This window comes from Pseudomonas sp. SLFW, from assembly GCF_009905615.1.
GTDB lineage: Bacteria > Pseudomonadota > Gammaproteobacteria > Pseudomonadales > Pseudomonadaceae > Aquipseudomonas > Aquipseudomonas bambusae.
Map to the genome: position 1 here is coordinate 728,642 of NZ_JAAAKW010000001.1, position 24,400 is coordinate 753,041.

Annotated in this window: 16 protein-coding genes; 12 read left to right on the forward strand and 4 right to left on the reverse strand. The window is 59.3% G+C overall.

Going from position 1 to position 24,400, the window contains the following annotated elements:
• Window positions 1-26 precede the first annotated feature (26 nt).
• On the reverse strand, window positions 27-587 hold the full coding sequence (locus tag GVN17_RS03085; RefSeq protein WP_166593740.1) for a response regulator transcription factor: 561 nt from the start codon (window positions 585-587) through the stop codon (window positions 27-29).
• Entirely contained in the window at window positions 584-1,843 is a 1,260-nt protein-coding gene (locus tag GVN17_RS03090) for an ATP-binding protein (protein ID WP_166593741.1), read from the reverse strand. Before GVN17_RS03090 ends, GVN17_RS03085 begins: the two co-directional genes overlap by 4 nt.
• A gap of 328 nt (window positions 1,844-2,171) precedes the next feature.
• Here GVN17_RS03090 and GVN17_RS03095 point away from each other — a divergent pair, with 328 nt between their 5' ends.
• From GVN17_RS03095 to GVN17_RS03145, 11 genes are all read left to right on the forward strand, one after another.
• A complete protein-coding gene (locus GVN17_RS03095; RefSeq protein WP_166593742.1) occupies window positions 2,172-2,888 on the forward strand; it encodes an SIMPL domain-containing protein in 717 nt (238 codons plus the stop codon).
• Between the two features lie 270 nt (window positions 2,889-3,158).
• A complete protein-coding gene (locus tag GVN17_RS03100) occupies window positions 3,159-5,330 on the forward strand; it encodes an HET-C-related protein (protein ID WP_166593743.1) in 2,172 nt (723 codons plus the stop codon).
• 103 nt (window positions 5,331-5,433) lie between these two features.
• Window positions 5,434-7,032, forward strand: coding sequence for an ABC transporter substrate-binding protein (locus GVN17_RS03105; RefSeq protein WP_166593744.1), 1,599 nt, complete (start codon window positions 5,434-5,436; stop codon window positions 7,030-7,032).
• Between the two features lie 284 nt (window positions 7,033-7,316).
• Window positions 7,317-8,948: an ABC transporter substrate-binding protein gene (locus tag GVN17_RS03110; protein ID WP_166593745.1), complete on the forward strand. Its 1,632-nt coding sequence runs from the start codon at window positions 7,317-7,319 to the stop codon at window positions 8,946-8,948.
• Between the two features lie 340 nt (window positions 8,949-9,288).
• On the forward strand, window positions 9,289-10,890 hold the full coding sequence (locus GVN17_RS03115; RefSeq protein ID WP_166593746.1) for an ABC transporter substrate-binding protein: 1,602 nt from the start codon (window positions 9,289-9,291) through the stop codon (window positions 10,888-10,890).
• Between the two features lie 156 nt (window positions 10,891-11,046).
• Complete coding sequence (locus GVN17_RS03120) at window positions 11,047-12,429, forward strand: OprD family porin (protein WP_166593747.1); 1,383 nt, start codon at window positions 11,047-11,049, stop codon at window positions 12,427-12,429.
• 154 nt (window positions 12,430-12,583) lie between these two features.
• Window positions 12,584-14,146, forward strand: coding sequence for an ABC transporter substrate-binding protein (locus tag GVN17_RS03125; protein WP_256665059.1), 1,563 nt, complete (start codon window positions 12,584-12,586; stop codon window positions 14,144-14,146).
• A gap of 75 nt (window positions 14,147-14,221) precedes the next feature.
• Window positions 14,222-15,232: an ABC transporter permease subunit gene (locus tag GVN17_RS03130; RefSeq protein WP_166593749.1), complete on the forward strand. Its 1,011-nt coding sequence runs from the start codon at window positions 14,222-14,224 to the stop codon at window positions 15,230-15,232.
• A gap of 11 nt (window positions 15,233-15,243) precedes the next feature.
• Window positions 15,244-16,155 carry an ABC transporter permease subunit gene (locus GVN17_RS03135; RefSeq protein WP_166593750.1) on the forward strand — a complete coding sequence of 304 codons (912 nt, stop codon included), beginning with the start codon at window positions 15,244-15,246 and terminating at the stop codon, window positions 16,153-16,155.
• 10 nt (window positions 16,156-16,165) lie between these two features.
• Complete coding sequence (locus GVN17_RS03140) at window positions 16,166-17,134, forward strand: ABC transporter ATP-binding protein (RefSeq protein ID WP_166593751.1); 969 nt, start codon at window positions 16,166-16,168, stop codon at window positions 17,132-17,134.
• The gene (locus tag GVN17_RS03145) at window positions 17,134-18,108 is read left to right on the forward strand and encodes a peptide ABC transporter ATP-binding protein (RefSeq protein ID WP_166593752.1); all 975 of its coding nucleotides are present in this window, start codon (window positions 17,134-17,136) and stop codon (window positions 18,106-18,108) included. The genes GVN17_RS03140 and GVN17_RS03145 overlap by 1 nt, the downstream gene beginning before the upstream one ends.
• Window positions 18,109-18,406: 298 nt before the next feature.
• Here GVN17_RS03145 and GVN17_RS03150 read toward each other — a convergent pair whose 3' ends face one another.
• A complete protein-coding gene (locus GVN17_RS03150) occupies window positions 18,407-20,971 on the reverse strand; it encodes a sulfite reductase flavoprotein subunit alpha (protein ID WP_166593822.1) in 2,565 nt (854 codons plus the stop codon).
• 225 nt (window positions 20,972-21,196) lie between these two features.
• On the reverse strand, window positions 21,197-23,521 hold the full coding sequence (locus tag GVN17_RS03155; RefSeq protein WP_166593753.1) for a TonB-dependent siderophore receptor: 2,325 nt from the start codon (window positions 23,519-23,521) through the stop codon (window positions 21,197-21,199).
• A gap of 197 nt (window positions 23,522-23,718) precedes the next feature.
• Between GVN17_RS03155 and GVN17_RS03160 the strand changes: the two genes are divergently transcribed.
• The gene (locus GVN17_RS03160; RefSeq protein WP_166593754.1) at window positions 23,719-24,399 is read left to right on the forward strand and encodes a Fe2+-dependent dioxygenase; all 681 of its coding nucleotides are present in this window, start codon (window positions 23,719-23,721) and stop codon (window positions 24,397-24,399) included.
• Window position 24,400 lies beyond the last annotated feature (1 nt).

Consider the following 24,400-nt stretch of genomic DNA (forward strand, 5'->3'; position numbering starts at 1 on the left):
AAAAAACTTTAACTGGCAATCCTCGCTCAGCGGCGAACCGGTCGCTTCTGCAACTTGCGCTGCAACGTACGCCGATGCATCCCCAAGGCCCGCGCCGTGGCCGAAATGTTGCCCTCGTGTTCAGTCAGCACCCGCTGGATGTGTTCCCACTGCAGGCGGTCCACGGACATCGGGTTTTCCGGCACCAGCGTGTCCAGATCGGCGTGCTCGGACAGCAGCGCAGCCAACACGTCATCTGCGTCCGCCGGCTTGCACAGGTAGTTGCAGGCGCCGCGCTTGATGGCCTCGACAGCGGTGGCGATGCTCGAATAGCCGGTCAGTATCAGGACACGCATTTCCGGGTCCAGTTCCAACAGCTTGGGCAGCAGCACCAGACCCGAGTCACCTTCCATTTTCAGATCGACCGTTGCGTAGTCGGGAATGTCCTGCTGGGCGAGCACCAGACCTTCCTCGGCGGAACTGGCGGTGCTGACACGAAAACCACGGCGCGCCATGGCGCGTGCCATCACGCGAGTGAAGGTGGCGTCGTCGTCCACCAGCAACAGGTGCGGCAGTTCTTCGCCCTCGACCTGAATGTCATCAGTCATGCTTCATCTCCTGTTGCGTTCCGGGGCAGACGCAGCTCGGTGAGCGTGCCGCCTTCCTCGTGAGGATAGAGTTTCACCGAGCCACCGGCGCGGGTCACGCTGGCCTTGCTCAAGAACAGGCCCAGGCCGAAGCCTTTGCCCTTGGTGGTAAAAAACGGTTTGCCGATCTGTTCGGCGACCGCCAACGGCACCCCGGCGCCGTGGTCGCGAATGGTGATGCTGATTTCCCAGGCGCTCCAGTCCAGACTCACTTCCAGCCCTTCGGGGCAGGCATCGGCGGCGTTGTTCAGCAAGTTCAGCAGCGCTTGGGTCAGATCGGGAGGCGGCGCGACCATCGGTACGTCGCCCTGCCCCAGACGCTGGAAACGATAGCTGGCTTCGGGCCGCATCAGGTGCCAGCGATTGAGCGCCTGATCGAGCCAGTGGGTGACGGTCTGCTCCTGCACGGCGAGACGGCGATTGGCTTCGGCCGCACGAACCAGCTGTTGCAGGGTTTCCTTGCACAGTTTGACCTGGTCTTGAAGCACCGACAGGTCTTCTTGCAGCGCCGGGTCTTTGTGGTCCTGCTGCATTTCCTTGAGCAGCACGCTCATGGTCGCCAGCGGCGTGCCCAGTTCGTGCGCAGCGCCAGCAGCTTCAGTCGCGACAGCCAGCAGTTGCTGATCGCGAGCGCCTTCTTCTCGGCGCAGGGCGCGCATCTGTTCCTGACGGCGCAGTTCTTCGGCCATCCGCGCCGCGAAGAAGGTGATCACCCCCGCTGCCAGCGCAAAACTCAGCCACATGCCGTAGATCTGCATCTTCTCCCGAGCGATGGCGAAGGCTTCGACAGGATAGAAATTCGCCAGCATCAAGGTGTACAAGGCCAAGGCGATGCCCGAGAGAATAAGCGAATAGCGCCACGGCAGGGTCACGGCGGCAATCGTCAGCGGCACAAGATAATAAGAGACGAACGGGTTGGTCGACCCTCCGGAGAAAAACAGCAGCGCGCTGTGAATGAACAAGTCGAACGCCAGTTGCACGGCGTATTCCAGTTCGGTCACGGGCCAGGACGTGCGAAGTCTGATCGCCGTCAAAAGGCAAACGATGGCGGAAAAGCCCAAGGTGATGTCCAACTGGAGCCAAGGCAAAGGCAGCAGGTTGAACAGGTAGGCGAACCCTACCGAACCGGCTTGGGCACCGAGCACCAGAATGCGGATGAACGTCAGTCGCCAGAGATTCTGGCGCGTGGCAGACAGCAATTGAACGGGGGCGAGCATGAGCTCTCCTGATGAGCGCTCCAGGGGAATCCGAGCGAGTATAACCAATGCGACAGCGCTTTCCGTCAATGTGCGTCAAAGCGCCACAGCGATGAGGGATCTTCAGGCTGCAAACGCTTTCTGTGGGAGCGAATTCATTCGCGAATGGACAGTCAACCGACGTATCCCTGTCGCCTTAGCCATTTTTTCGCGAATGAATTCGCTCCCACAGTGAGGTTCTGCGTTTGTTCCTCGCTGGAACAAGATCCCGGAAACACAGTCTGATGGGCATCCGTCCAGCAACGCTCCCACCTGCGCTCAGGACGGTTCGCCCAACAAGGAGTTTCACATGTTCAGCCTTCGCCCCACTGCCACTGCCCTTACCTTTGGCGCCGCCGCGCTGGCCAGCGCCTGCGTCATGGCCGAAGACGTTCATTACAATCAGGTGTCCGTGCGCGCTGAGGTCAATCAGGAAGTCCAGCGCGACCTGATGACCGTCACCGTGTACACCGAATTGCAGAATACCGATCCGGCCAAGCTCGCCGCCGGGATCACCGAATCCCTTAACAAAGCCCTCGGCGAGGCCCGTCAGGTCAAGGGAGTGACGATTCGCCAAGGCAGCCGCAACAGCTACCCCATCTATGATGACAAAGGTCAGAAAATCACCGGCTGGCGTGAGCGCGCTGAACTGCGACTGGAAAGCCCCGACTTCGCGGCTCTCTCCAAACTCACCGGAGAACTGCTCGGCAGTGATATGAAAATGGGCGGCATGGACTTCTCCATCTCCGACCCGGCGCGCAAAACCAGCGAAGACACCTTGCTGAAAAACGCCGTCACCGCATTCAAAGCCCGCGCACAACTGGTCACTGATGCCCTGGGTGGCAGCGGCTATAAACTGGTGAACCTGAGCCTCAACACCTCGGGCTACCCACAGCCTTATATGCGTGCGCCAGTCATGATGATGAAAGCGGCCCGCGCCGATGCCGCGCCAACGCCGGATGTCGAGGCCGGGACCAGCCAGGTCAGCGTGACCGCCGATGGCGTGATCGAAGTCGCGATTCCCTGATCCTTGCCCGCGGCAGCCAAGGGCTGCCGCAGTTTCCTCCCCCCTGCTGCACTCTTTTCCAGACGATCTGTCGCCCCTTCCCTTGCGACGCGCTAGCGCATCCTACACACCGCCGCGCCCTGTCCGATTTCCACGCCCCGTGCAATCCGTACACTCGACACCCGTACCACCAACAACACCTTCACGACCGGAGCGTCTGATGGGTCGGGATATCCCCGGACCCGCAACGCCTGACCGGTCGTTTATTACTGATTCAAGGAAGAATCCATCATGGCTTTTCAACCTGCGACAACCCGTTTCCTCGACCAACCCGACCTGACAGAGGCGCTCGTGCACAGCACGTTTGCCCTGGACCTGCTGACCCGGGTGGCGACGACACTTTCAGCCGATGGGTTCATTGAGAACATGGCGCGCATCTTTGGCCAGGACATTCCCGAAAGCGTTTACTGCGCCCTGCAAGACCGGCTGCTTGCCGGAGAAATCGACAACCCGGCCATCCTCATCGAGGACGGCGATCATCTCGCCGACTACAGCAACAGCGAGCGGGTCATCCGCATTCATTCCTCAATGATCGACAACGCCCTTAGCGACGTTCGGGTCGCCGAGTTTCTGGATATTCTTCTGCACGAGTTCGGCCATCACATCGATAACGTGCTGCGTCAGGACTTCGCCGATTATCTGGAAGAGGGTTCGATCCCTCTCGCCAAGGATGCCAACGGTGAAGAGGGCACTCGTTTCTCCCTCGCGATGGCTACGCTCGGCCAGTTCGACACCGATCGCGTGCGCGTTGCCAGCTACCGGTTCGGGTCAGCCCGCCCGCTGGATATCGAAACCCAGTGGAGTAAAGTGCGCGTACGCATCGTGTGGCGCCACTCGAACCTCAACGAAACCTCAAACTCTCCCGACCCGCACCCAGAGCGTGAACGCTTTGAAGCAGGTGATGGCGATGAACATCACCATACCCACGAGACGATCGAGGCCGTGCTGTACGACCTGGAGATGAGCCCCTATGAACTGGACACCATCTATTTTGGCAACTGGCTGCGGGATTATTCGCAGCTGCTCGATCCCAAGATCATTCGGGCCGCCGATACGCCCAAGGACTTCCCCGACGTACTGTCCCGTGACGCCCTTACCCGGATCGTCGACGTGCTTTCCATCAAACGATTCGGGGCGATTCGCCAGGGTAGCGGGGATTTGTACAGAGTGACTCCCGATGTGCTCGGTGTGTACCGCCCCAGTGAGCACATCGACAACCCGCGCGTCATTGACCGGAATACCCCAGACCCGAAGTCAAGGGACCAGGATTTCGAATCGCTGGTGTTCGACGGCGATCCACTCCTGCAAATTGACTACACGACATCGATGAAGCACTACATCGGCAGGTCGGTTGACTTCATGGCACGCCAGCTGCAATTTGCCATGGAGCACCCGCGCAAGCCCTGGGGTTTGCGCGCCTTTGGCTCGGCGTTGCACATACTCGAAGACTTTTTCGCTCACTCCAACTTCGTGGAACTGGCGCTGATCAAGAATGGCCACTCCGAGGTGCTGCCATGGACCTCCCCCGCCGACTGTGAAGCGGGCCTGCCGCTCGTGACCGGGATGTTCGGCTCCACCGATGTCCTGGCCAGTGTGGCCGCCCCACTGGGCAAGATTCTTTTCTCGGTCGACGACATCACCTATATGCCGACCAAACCGGGTGACCGAAGCCCTCGCGAGCAGGTGCTGTTGATTCTTCTCGAAGAGCACGAGAACCCTGACTACCTCAAGCATTTCCAGGCCTTTCTGAACGCTCGTGATGAATGGGTCAGCCTGCCCATCGCGGAGTTCATTCAGCGAAGCGTGGCCTATCTGACAGGACCTGCCTCGGTGCTGGGTAATGCCCTCGGCATCGTCATGCAAGGTGTACTTACGCGATTCGGGGAAAACATCAAGGACTGGCAGACCCGGTATGGGGAAGATCCGCACGACAATGGCTCGACTGATCCAACTCACTCACAGCTGGCCAAGGACCATGCAGAACACCCACTGCACCTGCTGGCAAGCAGTCTGGCATCCGAAGCCGTGAGAGCGGTAGGCACCGCAATGGTCAATCATTGGAACGGCGACACCCAGGCCGATCCCGTTGCTATCGCTATCGACTATTTCAAGCATCCCCACAACAGTGAGTGGCAGGATGCACAAGTCGCTGAATGGGCGACGAAAAACCCCGAAAACGTACGCCGCGCCACCTCGAAGCTCGACCTGCGCGCCATTCATGAGCACCTCGCTGATACAGGACAGGCCTCGCTCGATCGCCTGACCAAAGATGGCGCTGCGTATCTGAACTTCATGAGAGGCGAGTTCCTGGACAAGGAGTCGCCACTCTGGGCACTGATAAAGCTCACGTCCGCTGGCGCCGCGCTTTATGCGCTTTATGAGTCACTGGGCATCATCAAATAGGCCAGACGGTTTTCTTTTCCGAACCCTCAACGCTGCGGCATTCTGCGCGGTCTATCATCCGTCGATGATTCCGGCATGAATGCCGCACTTGCATGAGGTCCACATGGAGAACACCTTCAAACCCCTGCTTCTGGCTGCTGCGATGGCGTTGTGCGTGCCGTCGGTACAGGCGGCCAGCACCTTGGTCTATTGCTCCGAAGCCAGCCCCGCTGGCTTCGATCCCAGCCAATACACCAGCGGTACTGAGTTCGATGCGTCGGCTGAAACCGTGTTCAACCGCCTGACCCAGTTCAAGCGGGGCGGCACTGAAGTCGAGCCAGGCCTGGCGACAAAATGGGACGTCTCCGACGATGGCCTCACCTACACGTTTCATCTGCGCGATGGGGTGAAATTCCATACCACGGACTACTTCAAGCCGACGCGGGATTTCAATGCCGACGACGTGCTGTTCACCTTCAATCGCCTGCTCAACGCCGACGATCCGTTCCGCAAGGCTTACCCGTCCGAGTCGCCGTACTTCACCGACATGGACATGAACAAGACCATCAAGCAGGTGGAGAAGGTTGACGACCACACCGTCAAATTTCACCTGAACAACATCGACGCCGCGTTCATTCAGAACCTGGCCATGAGCTTCGCCTCGATTCAGTCCGCTGAATACGCCGCGCAGCTACTCAAACAAGGCAAGGCCGAAGAGATCAACCAGAAGCCGATCGGAACCGGTCCTTTCGTGTTCAAGCGTTACCAGAAAGACGCGCAAATCCGCTTTACCGGCAACAAGGATTACTGGAAGCCGGAGGACGTGAAGCTCGACAACCTGATCTTCTCGATCAACACCGACGCGGCCACCCGCCTGCAGAAACTCAAGACCGGCGAATGCCAGATCAGCGGCTATCCGCGTCCGCAAGACATCGAGGAAGCGCAGAAGGACCCGAACCTGAAAGTGCTGAGCCAACCCGGCTTCAACCTCGGTTTCCTGGCCTATAACGTGACCCATCCGCCGCTGGATCAACTCAAGGTGCGTCAGGCGCTGGACATGGCCATCGACAAGCCGGCGATCATCAAGGCGGTGTACCAAGGGGCCGGTCAACTGGCGCAAAACGCGCTGCCGCCTGCGCAATGGGGTTATGACCCGAATATCAAGGACGCGCCTTACAACCCGGACAAGGCGAAACAACTGCTCAAGGAAGCAGGCGTCGCGCCGGGCACGCAGATCAATCTGTGGGCCATGACCGTGCAACGCGCGTCCAACCCGAACGCACGGATGTCAGCGCAGATGATTCAGTCCGACTGGGCGAAGATCGGCATCAAGGCCAACATTGTCAGCTACGAATGGGGCGAGTACATCAAGCGCGCCAAGGCTGGCGAACACGACGTGATGATCTATGGTTGGACAGGTGACAACGGTGACCCGGACAACTGGCTCGGCGTGCTCTATAGCTGTGCGGCGGTGAAAGGCAGCAACTACGCCAAATGGTGCAACCCGAGCTACGACAAATTGGTGACCCAGGCCAAGCTGACCAGCAACCGCGACGAGCGAATCAAGCTGTATCAGCAGGCGCAGAACATCCTGAAAAACGACGTGCCGATTACGCCGATCGCCAACTCCAAAGTGTTTCAGCCCATGCGCAAGGAGGTGCAGGACTTCAAACTCAGCCCGTTTGGCCTGACGCCCTTTTATGGGGTGAGCGTGGCCAAATAGCACCATCGCTTATCAACAGCGAAGTAACACTTGCGGGACATTCGGGTGCATTTGCCACGGCGCGATGCACCAGAATCGCGCAACAAAGATGCCGATATGCGACACGCAAACGTTCAACCGCGTCAAAAATTATACTTTTGCGACATTCGTGTACGTTCGTGCCACTCTTTGACACTTGTTTGGCGCCAGCATCTTGCTTTGGGTATGGCGCCTGCATAAGTATCCGCGGGACCGACCCATAAGGTCGTACCCTCAACTAAAAAATGACAACAACTGAGGCCACCATGCTCAAAAAAGCGGTCATTCCGTTTCTCCTCGGCGCAGGTTTGATCGCCAGCGCTCCCTTCGCTCAAGCAGCATCGAACCTGGTGTTCTGCTCCGAAGGCAGCCCCGCTGGTTTCGACCCAGGTCAGTACACCACCGGCACCGACTTCGACGCTTCGGCCGAGACCGTTTTCAACCGTCTGAGCCAGTTCGAACGCGGCGGCACCGCCGTCATTCCAGGCCTGGCCACTAGCTGGGACGTGTCCCCGGACGGCCTGACCTACACCTTCCACCTGCGTGAAGGTGTCAAGTTCCACACCACGCCGTACTTCAAACCGACCCGTACCTTCAATGCCGATGACGTGCTGTTCACGTTCAACCGCATGATCAACAAGGACGATCCGTTCCGTAAGGCGTACCCGACTGAATTCCCGTACTTCACCGACATGGCGATGGACACCAACATCACCAAGATCGAGAAAGTCGACGATCACACCGTCAAGATGACCCTGGGCGTGGTCGACGCTGCGTTCATCCAGAACCTGGCCATGAGCTTCGCGTCCATTCAGTCCGCTGAATACGCCGCCCAACTGCTCAAGGAAGGCAAGCCGGAAGACATCAACCAGAAGCCGATCGGCACTGGCCCGTTCGTGTTCAAGAGCTACCAGAAAGACTCCAACATCCGTTTCACCGGAAACAAGGACTACTGGAAGCCTGAAGACGTCAAAGTCGACAACCTGATTTTCGCGATCACCACCGACGCCTCGGTTCGCGCTCAGAAGCTGAAGAAAGGCGAATGCCAGATCACCGCTTATCCGCGTCCAGCCGACCTGAAGCCGTTGAAAGACGATCCTGCGCTGAAGATGCCTGATCAGGCGGGCTTCAACCTGGGCTACATCGCCTACAACGTGATGCCGGAAATCAAGGGCGAGACCAAGCCTAACCCGCTGGCGAAGCTGGAAGTGCGTCAGGCGCTGGACATGGCGGTCGACAAGAAAGCCATCATCGACGCGGTGTACCAGGGCGCAGGCCAACTGGCGGTGAACGCCATGCCACCGACCCAGTGGTCCTACGACACCACGATCAAGGATGCACCGTACGACGTCGCCAAGGCCAAGGAACTGCTGAAAAAAGCAGGCGTGGCCGACGGCACCGAAATCACCCTGTGGGCGATGCCGGTTCAGCGTCCGTACAACCCGAACGCCAAGCTGATGGCTGAGATGCTCCAGAACGACTGGAAGAAGATTGGCATCAACGCCAAGATCGTTTCCTACGAGTGGGGCGAGTACATCAAGCGCGCCAAAAACGGCGAAAACGGCGCGATGCTGATTGGCTGGAGCGGCGACAACGGTGACCCGGATAACTGGCTGGGCACCCTGTTCGGCTGCGACGCGGTCAACGGCAACAACTTCGCCAAATGGTGCGACAAGGACGGCTTCGACAAGCTGATCCACCAGGCCAAGGAAACCACCGACCAGTCCAAGCGCACCGAGCTGTACAAACAGGCTCAGCACTTGCTCAAGGCCGCAGTCCCTATGACCCCTATTGCGCACTCGACTGTTTACCAGCCGATGCGTAAAGAAGTTCAGGACTTCAAGATCAGCCCATTTGGTCTGAACTCGTTCTACGGCGTGAGCGTCAGCGGTAAGTAATAACTCTCTGTGACTGCACGGTCGCGATACCTTCGGGTGTCGCGACCGTGTCGTCTTGTGCGTGATTCAGAAACGAAAATGAATATCGTTAGACGAGTAAGTGTGCAGCTGAAAGAAATTGCCTACTAACGATATGCACTTTTCCTACAAATATCGAAGAAGTCTGAAGTATTTACTGTGCGGCCGGACGGACATACCGTCCTGAGTTCCCGCACCTGATAGTTATCGTTTTCCCGTCGGTCGGTTTATCTGATCGGACAATTCCATTTGCGCAAACGATTGCCCCGGAATTTTCCGCATCATCGAAAAGTGATACACGTCCCAGACGATAAGGATTGTCATGCGTAAAAACATTGTTGTGTCTTCGTTAATCACTGCTGGGCTATTAGCCACTATTCCAACCGTACAAGCGGCTACCAAGAGTCTGGTGTTTTGTTCGGAAGGCAGCCCCGCCGGTTTCGACATCGCCCAATACACGTCGGGCACTGACAACGACGCCGCCGAGCCGATCTACAACCGCCTGGCAGAGTTCGAACGCGGCGAAACCAGCGTGGTGCCTGCGCTTGCGACGAGCTGGGATATCTCGCCTGATGGCCTGACTTACACGTTCCACCTGCGCCCTGGCGTGAAATTCCACAGCAACAAGCTGTTCACGCCGACCCGCGACTTCAATGCCGACGACGTGCTGTTCACCTTCAATCGCATGTTGCAGAGGGATCATCCCTTCCGCGTCGCCTACCCGACGGAGTTCCCGTACTTCACCAGCATGGGCCTGGACAAGAACATCAAGTCAGTGGAAAAGACTGACGCCATGACGGTCGTATTCACACTGAACAAAGTGGACGCGGCCTTCATTCAAAACATTGCAATGAACTTCGCCTCTATTCTGTCGGCTGAATATGCTGACAAACTGATGGCATCGGGTAATGTTCGCGAGATCAATAATTCGCCCGTTGGTACAGGCCCGTTTGCATTCCAGCGTTATCAGAAAGATTCGCAAATTCGCTACGTCGCCAATAAACACTTCTGGGACCCGAGCCGCGTGAAGATCGATCAATTGATCTTCGCCATCAATACCGATGCCTCGGTGCGTGTGCAGAAGCTCAAGAAAAACGAGTGTCAGGTCACCCTCAATCCGCGCCCCGCCGACGTCGAGTCGATCAAGGCAGACAAGAATCTTCAGGTGATCGAGAAACCCGGCTTCAACCTCGGTTACATCGCCTACAACGTGCGCCATGCGCCGCTGGACAACTTGCAGGTTCGTCAGGCGCTGGACATGGCGGTGGACAAGAAGGCGATCATCGACGCGGTGTATCAGGGCGCGGGGCAACTGGCGCAGAACGCTATGCCGCCGACCCAGTGGTCCTACGATGAAACCGTCAAGGACGCGCCCTACAACCCGGAAAAAGCCCGCGAGCTGTTACGCGCTGCCGGCGTCAAGGAGGGCACCGAACTCACCCTGTGGGCCATGCCCGTGCAGCGCCCCTATAACCCGAACGCCAAGCTGATGGCTCAGATGCTTCAGGCCGACTGGGCCAAAGTGGGCATCAAGGCGACCATCGTCAGCTACGAGTGGGGCGAGTACCTCAAGCGCAGCAAGAACGGCGAGCACGACATCTCGCTGATCGGCTGGACCGGCGACAACGGTGACCCCGACAACTGGATGGGCACGCTGTACAGCTGCGCCTCCATTGGCGGCAACAACTACTCGATGTGGTGCGACGAGAAGTACGACGCGCTGATCAAGTCGGCCGTGTCCACGGCGGACAAAAACCAGCGCATCGACCTCTACAAGCAAGCCCAGCACTACCTCAAGAGCCAGGTGCCGATCACGCCGATCGCTCACTCCACGGTCATTCAGCCGTTGCGTAAAAACGTTCAGGGGTTTCAGGTCAGTCCGTTCAATCGCAACAACTTCTCCGGCGTCAGCATCGCCGACTAACCCGAGCAACTGTGCCACAGGTGAATGTTCGCCTTTGGCACTGCTTTATCCGCAATCCGCGGAACGAGCGAAAAAAGGCCCACAAGGCCGCTTCATCAAAGCCGGTCCTCCATAAAAACCGGCCTCTATAAAAGATGTAAAAGGGAGCTTCAACACGTGAAAAAAGCCAGCACCGCTGTATTCGCCCTCTCCGCCCTCGCCTTGAGCGTCGCGGCCCAGGCAGAGCCAACCAGTCAGGAGTTCGTCCCGACGACACTGGCCACCACCAACGCCCAGAGCGAAGCCAAAGGCTTTCTGGAAGACTCGAAAATCACCGGTTCGACCAAGAACTGGTACGCCAATGAACTGCTGCGTCGCGGTGGCAATTTCAGCCGCAGCGAGAACGGCGTCGTGGTCGATCGCGACCCACGTCGTATCAACTGGGTGCAAGGCACCATCGTTGACTACAGCTCGGGCTTCACTCAGGGCACCGTCGGGTTCGCCACGCAGATGGCGGTCTACAACGCCGTTGCGCTGGACCGCGACAAGGATGACCTGATGGGCGGCGCCAACCGCACGTTGACCAAGAACAACGGCGACCCCGTTGGCCAGTGGAGCAAGCTGGGCCTTGGCAACATCAAGGCACGCATCTCCAACACCACGCTGACCGCCGGCCGCCAGTCGCTGAACACGCCGGTACTGGCCTACATCGGTAACCGTGCGCTGCCGTCGAGCTTCGAAGGTGTGAGCATCCTCAGCGAAGAGTTCAATAACCTGTCGTTCACCGCTGGCAGCTTCGACCGCGTCTCACCGCGTTCCGAACAGAGCCTGACCAAGTTCCGCTCCGAGTACACCGCCAACGCGAACATCGAAGCCGACCGCGTGGACATGGCCGGTGTCGACTACAAGCCGTTCAAAAGCCTGACGACCAGCTTCTACGCTTCGAACGTCCAGGATTTCTGGCACCAGTACTATTTCTCGTTCCTGCACGAGCTGGGCGACACCGACGTCCTGGGCCTGAGCACCAACCTGAACTACTACAAAACCAAAGATTCAGGCTCGAAGAAAATGGGCCCGATCGACAACGACACCTACTCCCTGTCGTTGACCGCGACCCACAAGGCGCACAGCTTCAGCATTGCCTATCAGGAAGTCGAGGGTGACACCTACTTCGACTACGTGCATGACAGCAACGCCATCTTCCTCGCCAACTCCTTGCTCTCGGACTTCAACGGACCGAACGAGAAGTCGGTGCAACTGAGCTACCTGCTGAACATGGCCGACTACGGCGTGCCAGGCCTGAAGTTCAACGTCTATCAAGCCCGCGGCTTCGACATCGACGGTACGCACTACAAAGGCACCGCCTATGACGTGCGCAGCATGGACGGCGAAACCCACTACGAATACGGCGTAGGCGCCTCGTACACCCTGCAGTCCGGTCCGCTGAAGGCCTCGACCATGCGCGGCACGTACACCACCCACCGCGCGAGTGCGAACCAGGCTGACGGCAACATCAACGAGTTCCGTCTGGTGACCACCATCCCGTTCAACATCCTTTAATCAACCGCTGGGCAGTTTCGGGGCAAGGTTCATACAGAACTTAATGCCCCGAAACACCCACTGAGTAATGGCTTCATCACTTGCGGAGGGCGTTTTCTTGAAATCGACATTCAAACTCGCAACATTGCGCAACGCAGTCGCATTGGCACTGGGAATGACACTGCTCAGCGCCGCGGTCGGCGTTCAGGCCAAACCTCTTGTGGTCTGCACCGAAGCCAGCCCGGAAGGGTTTGACATTGCGCTGTACACCACCGCCGTCACCGCTGACGCTGCGGCGGAAACCATTTACAACCGTCTGGTGGACTTCAAGCCCGGCAGCACTGACATCCAGCCGGCCCTGGCCGAATCGTGGGAAATCAGCGAAGACGGCCTCAATTACACGTTCCACCTGCGCAAAGGCGTCAAGTTCCACACCACCGATTACTTCAAACCGACGCGCGACATGAATGCCGACGACGTGGTCTGGAGCTTCCAGCGTCAGCTGGACCCGAACCATCCGTGGCACAAACAATCGACCGTGGGTTTCCCGTACTTCGAAAGCATGGGCTTCAAAGACCTGCTCAAGAACGTCGAGAAGGTTGACGACAACACCGTCAAATTCACCCTGACCCGTCGCGAAGCACCGTTCCTGGCGGACGTTGCCATGGCCTTCTCCTCGATCTACTCGGCCGAATACGCCGATCAATTGCTCAAGAGCAATAAACTCGAAGGCCTGAACAGCCAGCCGATCGGCACCGGCCCCTTTGTATTCCAGCGCTACGCCAAGGATGCACAGGTGCGTTTCAAGGCCAACCCGGATTACTTCCGTGGCAAACCGCCAGCGGACACCCTGATTCTGGCCATCGCCACCGACAACAACGTGCGTCTGCAAAAGCTCAAGGCCAACGAGTGTCAGGTCGCGCTGTATCCCAAGCCAGACGACATTCCGAGTATCAAGAACGACGCGAACCTGAAGGTCGACGAGCTGAACGCGATGACCACCTCCTACATCGCGATGAACACCACCCACAAGTACATGAGCGACGTGCGGGTGCGGAAGGCCATCGACATCGCCTTCGATAAGGAAGCCTACGTCAACGCGTTGTTCGGCAAGGGCAATGCCACGGTCGGCGTCAACCCGTACCCGGACACCCTGCTGGGCTACAACAAAACCCTGAAGAATCCGGCCCACGATCTGGACAAGGCACGTGCCTTGCTTAAGGAAGCAGGCGTTCCGGACGGCACCGTGTTGACCCTGTTCACCCGCAACGGCGGCGGTCCAACCAACCCGAACCCGATGCTGGGCGCGCAGATGATGCAGTCGGATTTGGCGAAAGTCGGCATTAAGTTAGATATTCGCGTCATGGAATGGGGCGAAATGCTCAAACGTGCCAAAAACGGCGAGCACGACATGGTGTCGGCGGGCTGGGCAGGCGACAATGGCGACCCTGATAACTTCCTGACGCCGAACCTCAGCTGCGAAGCCGCCAAAAACGGCGAGAACTACGCTCGCTGGTGCAATGAGAAGTTCCAGACCCTGATCGATCAGGCACGGGAAAAAACCGACCCGGCCGAACGTGCTGCGCTCTATGAGCAGGCACAAGTGATCTTCAATCAGGATCAGCCATGGATCAGCATGGCGCACACCAAGATGTTCACCGCAATGCGCAAGAACGTAGAGGGCTACCACATTAGCCCTCTGACCACTAATAACTTCGCCACCACCCAGGTGAAGTAGAAGAAGAATCCGGCGGGTTCGCAAAAACGAACCCCGCTGGAACACGCCTAACCGGCAGATGAGGTACACGAGAAGATGTTTAGTTTTATCGCTCGCCGAGTGGGGTTACTGATACCCACCTTCTTCGGCATCACCTTGCTGACCTTCGCACTGATTCGCCTGATTCCGGGCGACCCGGTCGAAGTCATGATGGGTGAACGCCGGGTCGATCCGGAAATGCACGCCCAAGCCATGGAACGTCTTGGCCTGAACAAGCCCCTTTATGCGCAATACATCGATTACGTCGGCAAGCTCGCCCATGGCGACCTGGGCGAATCGCTGCGGACGCGCACGAGCGTGTGGACCGAATTCACTTCGCTGTTCCCGGCGACGCTGGAACTGTCGATTGCGGCGCTGATATTCGCTGGCATCATCGGGCTTCTGGCCGGTGTCATCGCGGCCTTGCGACGAGGGTCCCTGTTCGACCATGGGGTGATGGGCATCTCCCTGGCGGGGTACTCGATGCCGATCTTCTGGTGGGGCCTGATCCTGATCATGTTCTTCTCGGTATCGCTGGGCTGGACCCCGGTATCGGGACGTATCGATCTGCTGTACGACATTCCGCCGAAAACCGGCTTCATGCTGATCGACACCCTGCTCAGCGATGAAGAAGGCTCGTTCATCGACGCCCTGCGTCACCTGATCCTGCCGGCCATCGTGCTGGGCACCATTCCGCTGGCGGTGATCGCCCGGATGACCCGCTCCTCGATGCTCGAAGTGCTGCGTGAAGACTACGTGCGTACCGCTCGCGCCAAAGGCCTGTCGCCTGCCCGCGTGGTGTTTGTCCACGGCCTGCGCAACGCGCTGATCCCAGTTCTGACCGTGTTCGGCCTGCAAGTGGGCACGCTGCTCGCCGGTGCAGTGCTGACCGAAACGATCTTCTCCTGGCCGGGTATCGGCAAATGGTTGATCGAAGCCATTGGCGCCCGTGACTACCCTGTCGTGCAGAACGGCATCCTGTTAATCGCCTGCCTGGTGATTCTGGTCAACTTCGTGGTGGACATCCTCTACGGCTTTGCCAACCCACGCATTCGTCACCAGCGCTGAGATCACTTTTTATGAGCACACCTACTCCCGTAGTAGCAGTCGATCAAAGCCTGCTCTACCCGTCCGTTTACAAAGAGTTCTGGCAGCATTTCTCGAAGAACAAAGGCGCCGTCGCGGGCCTGGCGTTCATGCTGCTGATCGTTTTCTGCGCCCTGTTCGCGCCGTGGGTCGCCCCTCACGATCCGAGCGAGCAATACCGTGACTTCCTGCTGACCCCACCGGTCTGGCTCGAAGGCGGTCAATGGCGGTTCCTGCTGGGCACCGATGAGCTGGGTCGCGACCTGCTGTCGCGTCTGATTCAGGGTTCGCGCCTGTCGCTGCTGATCGGCCTTTCGTCGGTGGTGATGTCGCTGATTCCAGGGATTCTCATGGGCCTGCTGGCCGGTTTCTTCCCGAGAATCCTCGGCCCGACCATCATGCGTCTGATGGACATCATGCTGGCCCTGCCGTCGCTGCTGCTGGCTGTGGCCATCGTCGCGATCCTCGGCCCTGGCCTGATCAACACCGTGATCGCCATCGCCATCGTTTCGCTGCCGTCCTACGTGCGTCTGACCCGTGCTGCTGTCATGGGTGAGCTGAACCGCGACTACGTGACCGCCGCCCGCCTGGCCGGTGCGACCCTGCCGCGCCTGATGTTCATCACCGTGCTGCCGAACTGCATGGCACCGCTGATCGTTCAGGCGACCTTGAGTTTTTCCTCGGCGATTCTCGACGCTGCGGCGTTGGGCTTCCTCGGTCTGGGTGTACAACCGCCAACGCCTGAGTGGGGCACCATGCTCGCTTCGGCCCGCGACTACATCGAACGCGCTTGGTGGGTGGTGAGCCTTCCGGGTCTGACCATTTTGCTCAGCGTGCTGGCAATCAACCTGATGGGCGACGGTCTGCGCGATGCGCTGGACCCGAAACTCAAGAACGCCGCCTGAGGACGTCCGAATGCCACTTTTAGAAATCAAAAACCTCAACGTTCGCTTCGGCGATGCGACTGCGACCCCGGTCGTCGACGGCCTGGACCTGGCCGTGGACAAGGGCGAAGTGCTGGCCATTGTGGGCGAATCCGGCTCGGGCAAATCCGTGACCATGATGGCGCTGATGGGCCTGATCGATCACCCCGGCATCGTCACCGCCGATTCCCTGATTTTCGACGGCAAGGACATGCTCAAGTTGAGCCCGCGCCAGCGTCGGCAGATCGTCGGCAAAGACCTGTCGATGGTCTTCCAAGACCCGATGACAGCCCTGAACCCCAGCTACACCGTGGGTTTCCAGATCGAGGAAGTGCTGCGCGCCCACCTCGGCATGTCGGGCCGCGCTGCGCGCCAACGTGCGCTGGAGCTGCTGCAGAAGGTTGAAATCCCGGGCGCCGCACAGCGTCTGGAGGCTTACCCGCACCAACTCTCGGGCGGTATGAGCCAGCGTGTGGCGATTGCCATGGCGATTGCCGGAGAACCGAAACTGCTGATCGCCGACGAACCGACCACTGCGCTCGACGTGACCATTCAGGCTCAGATCATGGACCTGTTGCTGGCCCTGCAAAAAGAGCAGGACATGGGCCTGGTGCTCATTACTCACGACCTCGCCGTCGTGGCCGAAACCGCCCAGCGTGTGTGCGTGATGTATGCGGGGCAAGCGGTGGAAGTCGGTCATGTGCCCGGTCTGTTCGACGTGCCTGCGCACCCGTACAGCGAAGCCCTGCTGGCCGCGATTCCCGAACACAGCATGGGCGCCGCGCGCCTCTCGACGCTGCCGGGTATCGTCCCTGGCCGTTACGACCGTCCGAGCGGCTGCCTGCTGTCGCCGCGCTGCCCGTACGTTCAAGAGACCTGCCGCCAACAGCGCCCTGCGCTGGACCCTAAAGCCAACAGCCTCGCCCGCTGCTTCTACCCGCTGAATCAGGAGGTGGCGTAATGAGCGAAATCGTATTGACCGCCCGTGACCTCACCCGTCACTACGATGTATCCCAGGGTTTCTTCAAACCTCACGCCACCGTGCGCGCCCTCAACGGAGTGTCGTTCGAACTGGAAGCCGGCAAGACGCTGGCGGTGGTCGGTGAATCCGGCTGCGGCAAGTCCACCCTCGCCCGCGCCCTGACGTTGATCGAAGAGCCTTCCTCGGGCTCGTTGAAAATCGCCGGGCAGGAAGTCAACGGCGCGACCAAGGAGCAACGCAAGCAACTGCGCAAAGACGTGCAGATGGTGTTCCAAAGCCCGTACGCCTCGCTGAACCCACGCCAGAAGATCGGCGATCAACTGGGCGAGCCCCTGCTGATCAACACCAAGCTGTCGGCAGCAGAACGCCGCGAGAAAGTGCAGGCGATGATGAAGCAGGTCGGCCTGCGCCCTGAGCATTACCAGCGCTACCCGCACATGTTCTCGGGCGGTCAGCGTCAGCGTATTGCCCTGGCGCGCGCGATGATGCTGCAACCGAAAGTGTTGGTGGCGGACGAACCGACGTCAGCGCTGGACGTGTCGATTCAGGCGCAGGTGCTGAACCTGTTCATGGATTTGCAGCAGGAATTCAACACCGGTTACGTGTTCATCTCCCACAACCTCGCGGTGGTGCGGCATGTGGCGGACACGGTGCTGGTGATGTATTTGGGTCGTCCTGCCGAGATGGGGCCGAAGGAGGAGATTTATAACCGCCCTCTGCACCCGTACACCCAGGCGCTGCTGTCGGCGACCCCGACGATTCACCCGGACCCATTGAAGCCGAAGATCAAGATCGTCGGCGAACTGCCTAACCCGCTGAACCCGCCATCAGGCTGCGCCTTCCACAAGCGCTGCCCGTACGCGACCGAACGCTGCAGCACCGAGATTCCGGAACTGCGCACCGTGGATAACCGTCAGGTGGCTTGCCACTATGCGGAGCAGTTCGTGGCGTGATCGACGCCTGAACAGCAAAAGCCCCGCTTCGGCGGGGCTTTTTTATGGCTGCTTGGCACTCATCCGTGACACGTACACCGGGCCCACAGGAGATTCAGCTGAGCCCCCATTTTCTCGTCAGCGCCACTGTCCCTGTGGGAGCGAATTCATTCGCGAAAGATGCTTTGAACGCTAGAGATGTGTCGGATGTACTCGCCCCTCGTCGGATGCTGCCCAGAATGAATTCGCTCCCACAGGAGATCCAAGGCGCACGGAAAATCTCTGTACGCCATCCACCCTCTGAAAACCGCTACCCCCCTCAGTAAACGTCCCGGCGATAGCGCCCCTGTTCGATCAGCGCCTGAACCGCCTGCTCTCCCAACAACGCCCTCAACGTCTCATCAACGCCCGTCGCCATGCCTTCCAGACTGCCGCAAATGTAAATCGCGGCCCCCTCGGCCAGCCAGACACGCAGCTCGTCAGCAGCTTCCCGCAGGCGATCCTGCACATAGACTTTCTGCGCCTGATCACGGGAGAACGCCAGGTCCAGCCGCGCCAGATCACCCGACGCCAGCCAGCCGTTCAGCTCATCGCCACAATGGAAGTCGTGAGCCAGATGACGCTCGCCAAACAGCAGCCAGTTGCGTGGTTCGCCTTGGGCAATGCGGGCCTTGAGCAAACTGCGCAGCCCCGCCAGTCCTGTTCCGTTACCGATCAAAATCATGGGGACCGACTCGGCCGGCAAGTGGAAACCACTGTTGCGACGTACCCGCAGACTGATCGCGTCTCCCACGGCCGCGTGCTCGGTGAGCCAGCCAGAACTCAAGCCAAGGCTGTCGTCAGGATGAATCTCTTGACGAACGATCAGTTGCAGCGAGCCCTCTTCGGGAATCGACGCAATCGAGTATTCGCGCATGGCCAACGGCACCAGCGCGTCGACCAGCGCCTGCGCGTGCAGTCCGACCAGATGGCTGCGATTGGCAGGCAACTGGCGACTGCTCAACGCCTGACCCAGCGTTTCATTCAAGCCATCGACCGTGACCGGAGTGTCCGCTGCAATGCCCAACCCGGCCAGGAATCGCTCGACCGCCAAGGATGCGTTGCGTGGCAACACTTCGATCAGATCACCGGCCTGCCACTGCGTGTCGGAAGCTGAAATCAGACCGAGCAAAAACACCTTCGAACCAACGCTGCCAGGGTTCAGCCAATCCCGTTGCGCCAGCACCCAGTTTTCGTACTCCGGCGCTGTCCACGCGTTGGCCGGTGTCGAGCCAGTCAGCTCTCCCAACTGTTGCTGCCAATGTTTCAAGGCAGCACTGTCGCCGCTGTCCACTTCAACCGGGGCAAACAGCGTGTTGCCGCCACGTTCGGTCAACCAGTCGTGCAGGCGCTGAGCGAACCCGCAGAACTGTTGATATTGACGATCCCCCAACCCCAGGACTGCGTAATTGAGGTTTTCCAGGTCCAGCGGGCGACCCAACAACTTGCGCTCGAAACCCCGTGCGCTGTCAGGCGCCTCGCCGTCGCCAAACGTGCTGACCACGAACAAGGCGTTGCGGCTTTGATTCAGGTCCTGCTCCGTCACGTCTGCCAGCCGTTGCACGCGCACCGGCAAACCCGCCGACTGCAACTGCCCCGCCGTCTGCCACGCCAGTTGCTCGGCGAAACCGCTCTGGCTGGCGAAGCCAATCAGCCACGCCGGGCCTTGACTGCCATAAGCGCCAGGTGTCGAACCAGCGACCTCGCCCCGAGCATTGCGGATTTCAAGCTTCTTGCGACGTCGGTCCAGATACAGCAACCAGCCGGTGATGAAAAACAGCGGCATCATCAGCGCAGCAAGAGTAATAACGAGACGCCCGGTCAGGCCCCAGTAACTGCCCGTGTGCAGCGCGTAGTTACTCACCAGCAGCTGCGCGCCGTAGCCCTTGTCGGTGTAGCGCGTGTTGGCTTTCAGTTGGCCGTTTACCGGGTCGAGGGTGATCTGGTTCAGCGCACGCGGGTGCGGCGCTGTTTTGAGAAGGTAGAAGACCGTTGCCATCTGACCCGGCGCCTGAGGCATGCGCAGGTTGTAAGTCTTCAGGTCCGGGCCAGCGGCTTTCTGGATCGTGGCCCAAATGGCAGCGTAGTCCGGCGCCGGAGTATCGACAGGTGTCGCGTCTTTCGGGCCCGGCCCAGGTCGCGGCCCTCCCCCGCCACGGCGCTGTTCGCCCGCCACGGGAGGGTCGCCGATGAGTGTGTTCAGGCCATTGCTGACCCAGTCGTAGGACCAGTTGAGGCCCGTGATCGCCAGCAGCAGGTAAACGATCAGGCACCAGGTGCCAAACACCGAGTGCAGGTCCCAGTTGAAGCTGCGCCCCCTCTTCGCCCAGTCCAGCGTCAGCCAGACGCGCCAGTTCAACGCTTGGCGAGGCCAACGCAGGTACAAACCGGACAGGCAGAAGAACAGCAGGATCAGCGTGCATGCGGCGGTGACTTGCTTGCCGTATTCACCGGCGGCCAGGAAGCGGTGCACGTTGAGGATGAAACCGAAGAAATCCTGACCGACCGCGTCTTCCTTGAATGCGCCGGTGAAGGGGTCGAAATTGTGCATCACACCCCGACGTTCGCCGGGGGCGGGTTTGAACCAGACCTGAGCGATCCGGTTGCCCTCGGTTTCGATACGAAACATCGAGACCGTGTCATGGCCCTGTGCTTCGACTTTGCTGACCATCTCGGCCAGCGACAGACGATGTTCGCCCGGCTGCACGAACAGCGTGTCGGGATTGAGCGCATCAATGATTTCCTCTTGAAAGGAATACAGCGCCCCGGTGATGCCCATCAGCGCCAACACCAGACCCGCCGTGATCCCGAAGAACCAATGCACTTGAAACAGGACCTTCTTCAACACCCTCGATCACCTCGATAACCCGCTGCAGCGCGCATTATGCGCACAAACGGAATGCATTCTCATGCGTGGCTGATTCTTTATTAGCTTTCAGGCAGGACACAAACAGCTGCGCCAAGCCCAATTTCGACGACGTCCGCAAGCCATGCGAAAACCATCACTCGCTCGACACACAAAAGCCCCACCCGCCAAGGGCAGGTGGGGCTTCTCGATTCCGCTTCTTTATCAGAAGTGGAAGTTGGTGGTCAGCAGAGCGGTACGACCGGCTGCCTGGTTGGCGAAGTGCGTCGAGAAAGCTTTGTCGTAATAGGTCTTGTCGGTCAGATTCTGCACGTTCAGTTGCAGGTCGACGTTCTTGGTCAGCTTGTAAGAAGCCATGGCGTCGTAGCGGGTGTAGGACGGTACGTAGACCGTATTGCCCGTATCACCCCAGACTTGGCCGACGTAGAACGCGCCGCCGCCAATCGTCAGCTTCGGGGTAACGTCATACGTGGTCCACAGACTGGCGCTGTGCTTGGCCGTGTTCGGCATTTCGTTGCCATCCTGCGAAGCGGCGCCCGCCGTCACAGCACCGTTACGGCCGACCAGACCGGAAGACACCAGTTCGCTGTCCAGATAGCTATAGCCTGCGAACACTTGCCATTGGTCGGTGAGCTTGCCGCTGGCGGACAGTTCCACACCGTCAACGCGGGATTTACCGGCGTTCTCGTACGTGTTGCTGCTCACCAATACCCGAGTGTTCTCCTTCTCGGTACGGAACACCGCCGCCGTCAGCGACAGGCGCTCATTGAGGAAGTCCCACTTGGTACCAATCTCGTAGTTCTTGGTGGTTTCCGGTTCCAGGTCGCTGGTCAGGGTGCCGCCGTCCGCAACCAGGCCGTTGCCATCAATGCCTTCGTTGAGCATGCCGCCCGGCGGGGTCGCCGACGTCGCGAACGAGGTGTAGATGCTGCCGTTCTCGACGGGCTTGTAGACGATACCCGCCTGCCAGTTCCAGAAATTGCTGTTGTTCTTGCTGCGAGTGGTCGCGGCGGTGAGGCTGTCAGCCTTGGCCGAGGTATCGAAATTGTCGAAACGCGTGCCCAAGTTGACCTGCCATTGCGGGCTCAGCTCGATGGTATCGAAGGCATACAGCGAACGGGTGAAGCCGATGGTGTTGGTGCCTTTGTAGTTACGGGCAATGGTGCCACCGTAAGCGTCATCCGGATTCGGATTGCTCAGCGACGTACAAGTGCCACCGTAGACTTCACCCACCTGGCAACCGACGCCACCCGGAGAGGCTGCCGTCGGGTTGGTGTTCGCCGGGTTGGCAAAGGTATAACCGCTCACCTTGCTGACTTCGCGGGTCAGTTCGATACCGGTGGAGTAGCTGTTCTTGAACCCCAACAGCTGGAACTGGCCGAACAGGTCGGTCTGGTTGGTCGTGGTTTCAGTGGTGCTGACCCGGGCATTGGCACGGCGCCAGACGGTGCCACGGGTGTTGACGTTGTGCTGGCTGTCGTCCGGCTGAGTCAGTATGTAGTCCTGCCCCACGTTGCCATGACGGAAGGTGTTCTTCAGCGTCATGTCTTCATTGAAGTCATGCTCGAAGCTGATGGTCGAGATGTCGCTGCGTGTCTTGCGGAAGTCGCGATCTTTCAGGCCATAGAAGTTGTTGCTGTTGCCCCCGTCGTTGGGCTTGTCGTGCACATGGGGCGCCGTAGGGGAGTTCGAGCCGTAGCCATACGGAATCCCCGAATCCGGCAGGTCATTGCCTTCAACGTGGTAGTAGCTGAGGTTCAGGCGGTTTTCAGTGCCCAAGCCGAAGGTCACCGACGGTGCCACGCCCCAACGGTCGTAATTGATCGCGTCGCGGCCGGCAACGTTTTGCTCGTGGCTCATCAGGTTCAAGCGGAACGCTGCGGTGTCGAGGAACTTGCGGTTCACGTCCAGGGTGTAACGGCGTGTCTGGTCGGTGCCGTAGGTGAACGCGCCGTTGGTGAAATCGTTGGCTTTCGGCAACTTGCTGACCAGGTTGATGCTGCCGCCCGCCGAACCGCGACCGCCCATGGCCGAGTTCGGGCCCTTGCTCACTTCGATCGATTCGATGTCGAAGATTTCACGGCTCTGCGCACCGGTGTCACGCACGCCGTCGATGTAAGTGTCACCTTGCGCGTCGAACCCCCGAATGAACGGACGATCGCCCTGGGGGTTGCCCCCTTCACCGGCACCAAAGGTGATGCCCGGCACGGTGCGCAGCGCGTCTTGCAGCGAGGTGGCCGCGGTGTCTTTCAGCACTTGCTGAGGAATGACGGTGACCGAACGCGGCGTGTCCTTCAGCGGCGCGGTGTATTTCTGCGAAGCGCTTTTTTCGGTCTTGTAGTCGGTGGAGTCTTGGGCCTCACCGGTAATGCTGGTCGCGCCCAGCGAAATGGCACCGCTGTTGGCTTTCTCTGACTCCTCGGCTGCATGGGCCATCTGCGAGGCCGACATGGCAGTCACGGCCATGCCGATAGCCGAGACGAGTAGTCGTGGTGAGCTGACAGACGGTTGTAATGAGAGGCGCGACATAAATGATTTCCTTCCCCAAGGAATGTTGAGGTCGCGAAATATAGTTGGGAATAATTTGTATTCGCATAAAACTTACAATCTTTACAATTTAGCTTTACGGATTTTCGTCGCTCATTCGTCTACAAGGGCTCGCAGGGTTTTACACGGCCAATAAGAATCACTACCATTCGTTACCTTTTTGCACCTGAGCTTTGGCCATGCTTCTACACATTCCCGCCCTGTTCACTCGCGAGGAAGTGCTGCGCATCCGCGAAGCCCTGGAGCAGACCGAATGGGCGGACGGCAAGATCACCGCCGGGCACCAGTCGGCCAAGGCCAAGCACAATTTGCAATTGCCTGAAGGTCATCCGCTGGCCAAGGAAATCGGCGCCGCGATGCTTGAGCGGCTGTGGCAGAACCCGCTGTTCATGTCCGCCGCCCTGCCCCATAAGGTGATTCCCCCATTGGTGAACTGCTACACCGGCGGCGGCAGTTTTGATTTCCACATCGACAATTCCGTGCGTCAGGCCAAGGGCAGCATCGAGCGCGTGCGCACTGATCTGTCGTCGACGCTGTTCTTCAGCGACCCGGACGACTATGACGGCGGCGAACTGGTGATTCAGGACACGTTCGGCACCCGCTCGGTCAAACTGCCTGCGGGCGACATGCTGCTCTACCCCGCCACCAGCCTGCACAAAGTCAACGCCGTGACACGAGGCGCCCGCTACGCGTCGTTTTTCTGGACGCAAAGCCTGGTGCGCGACGACGGTCATCGCACGCTGCTGTTCGAAATGGACACGGCCATTCAACAGCTCAGCCGTGACGTGCCCGATCACCCGTCATTAATTCAACTCACAGGCACCTACCACAACCTGCTGCGCCAATGGGTCGAGGTCTGAC

Coding starts and splice junctions, on each gene's coding strand:
- GVN17_RS03085 (WP_166593740.1), bottom strand. CDS start 587: ATGACTGATGACATTCAGGTCGAGGGCGAAGAACTGCCGCACCTGTTG.
- GVN17_RS03090 (WP_166593741.1), bottom strand. CDS start 1,843: ATGCTCGCCCCCGTTCAATTGCTGTCTGCCACGCGCCAGAATCTCTGG.
- GVN17_RS03095 (WP_166593742.1), top strand. CDS start 2,172: ATGTTCAGCCTTCGCCCCACTGCCACTGCCCTTACCTTTGGCGCCGCC.
- GVN17_RS03100 (WP_166593743.1), top strand. CDS start 3,159: ATGGCTTTTCAACCTGCGACAACCCGTTTCCTCGACCAACCCGACCTG.
- GVN17_RS03105 (WP_166593744.1), top strand. CDS start 5,434: ATGGAGAACACCTTCAAACCCCTGCTTCTGGCTGCTGCGATGGCGTTG.
- GVN17_RS03110 (WP_166593745.1), top strand. CDS start 7,317: ATGCTCAAAAAAGCGGTCATTCCGTTTCTCCTCGGCGCAGGTTTGATC.
- GVN17_RS03115 (WP_166593746.1), top strand. CDS start 9,289: ATGCGTAAAAACATTGTTGTGTCTTCGTTAATCACTGCTGGGCTATTA.
- GVN17_RS03125 (WP_256665059.1), top strand. CDS start 12,584: ATGACACTGCTCAGCGCCGCGGTCGGCGTTCAGGCCAAACCTCTTGTG.
- GVN17_RS03130 (WP_166593749.1), top strand. CDS start 14,222: ATGTTTAGTTTTATCGCTCGCCGAGTGGGGTTACTGATACCCACCTTC.
- GVN17_RS03135 (WP_166593750.1), top strand. CDS start 15,244: ATGAGCACACCTACTCCCGTAGTAGCAGTCGATCAAAGCCTGCTCTAC.
- GVN17_RS03140 (WP_166593751.1), top strand. CDS start 16,166: ATGCCACTTTTAGAAATCAAAAACCTCAACGTTCGCTTCGGCGATGCG.
- GVN17_RS03145 (WP_166593752.1), top strand. CDS start 17,134: ATGAGCGAAATCGTATTGACCGCCCGTGACCTCACCCGTCACTACGAT.
- GVN17_RS03155 (WP_166593753.1), bottom strand. CDS start 23,521: ATGTCGCGCCTCTCATTACAACCGTCTGTCAGCTCACCACGACTACTC.
- GVN17_RS03160 (WP_166593754.1), top strand. CDS start 23,719: ATGCTTCTACACATTCCCGCCCTGTTCACTCGCGAGGAAGTGCTGCGC.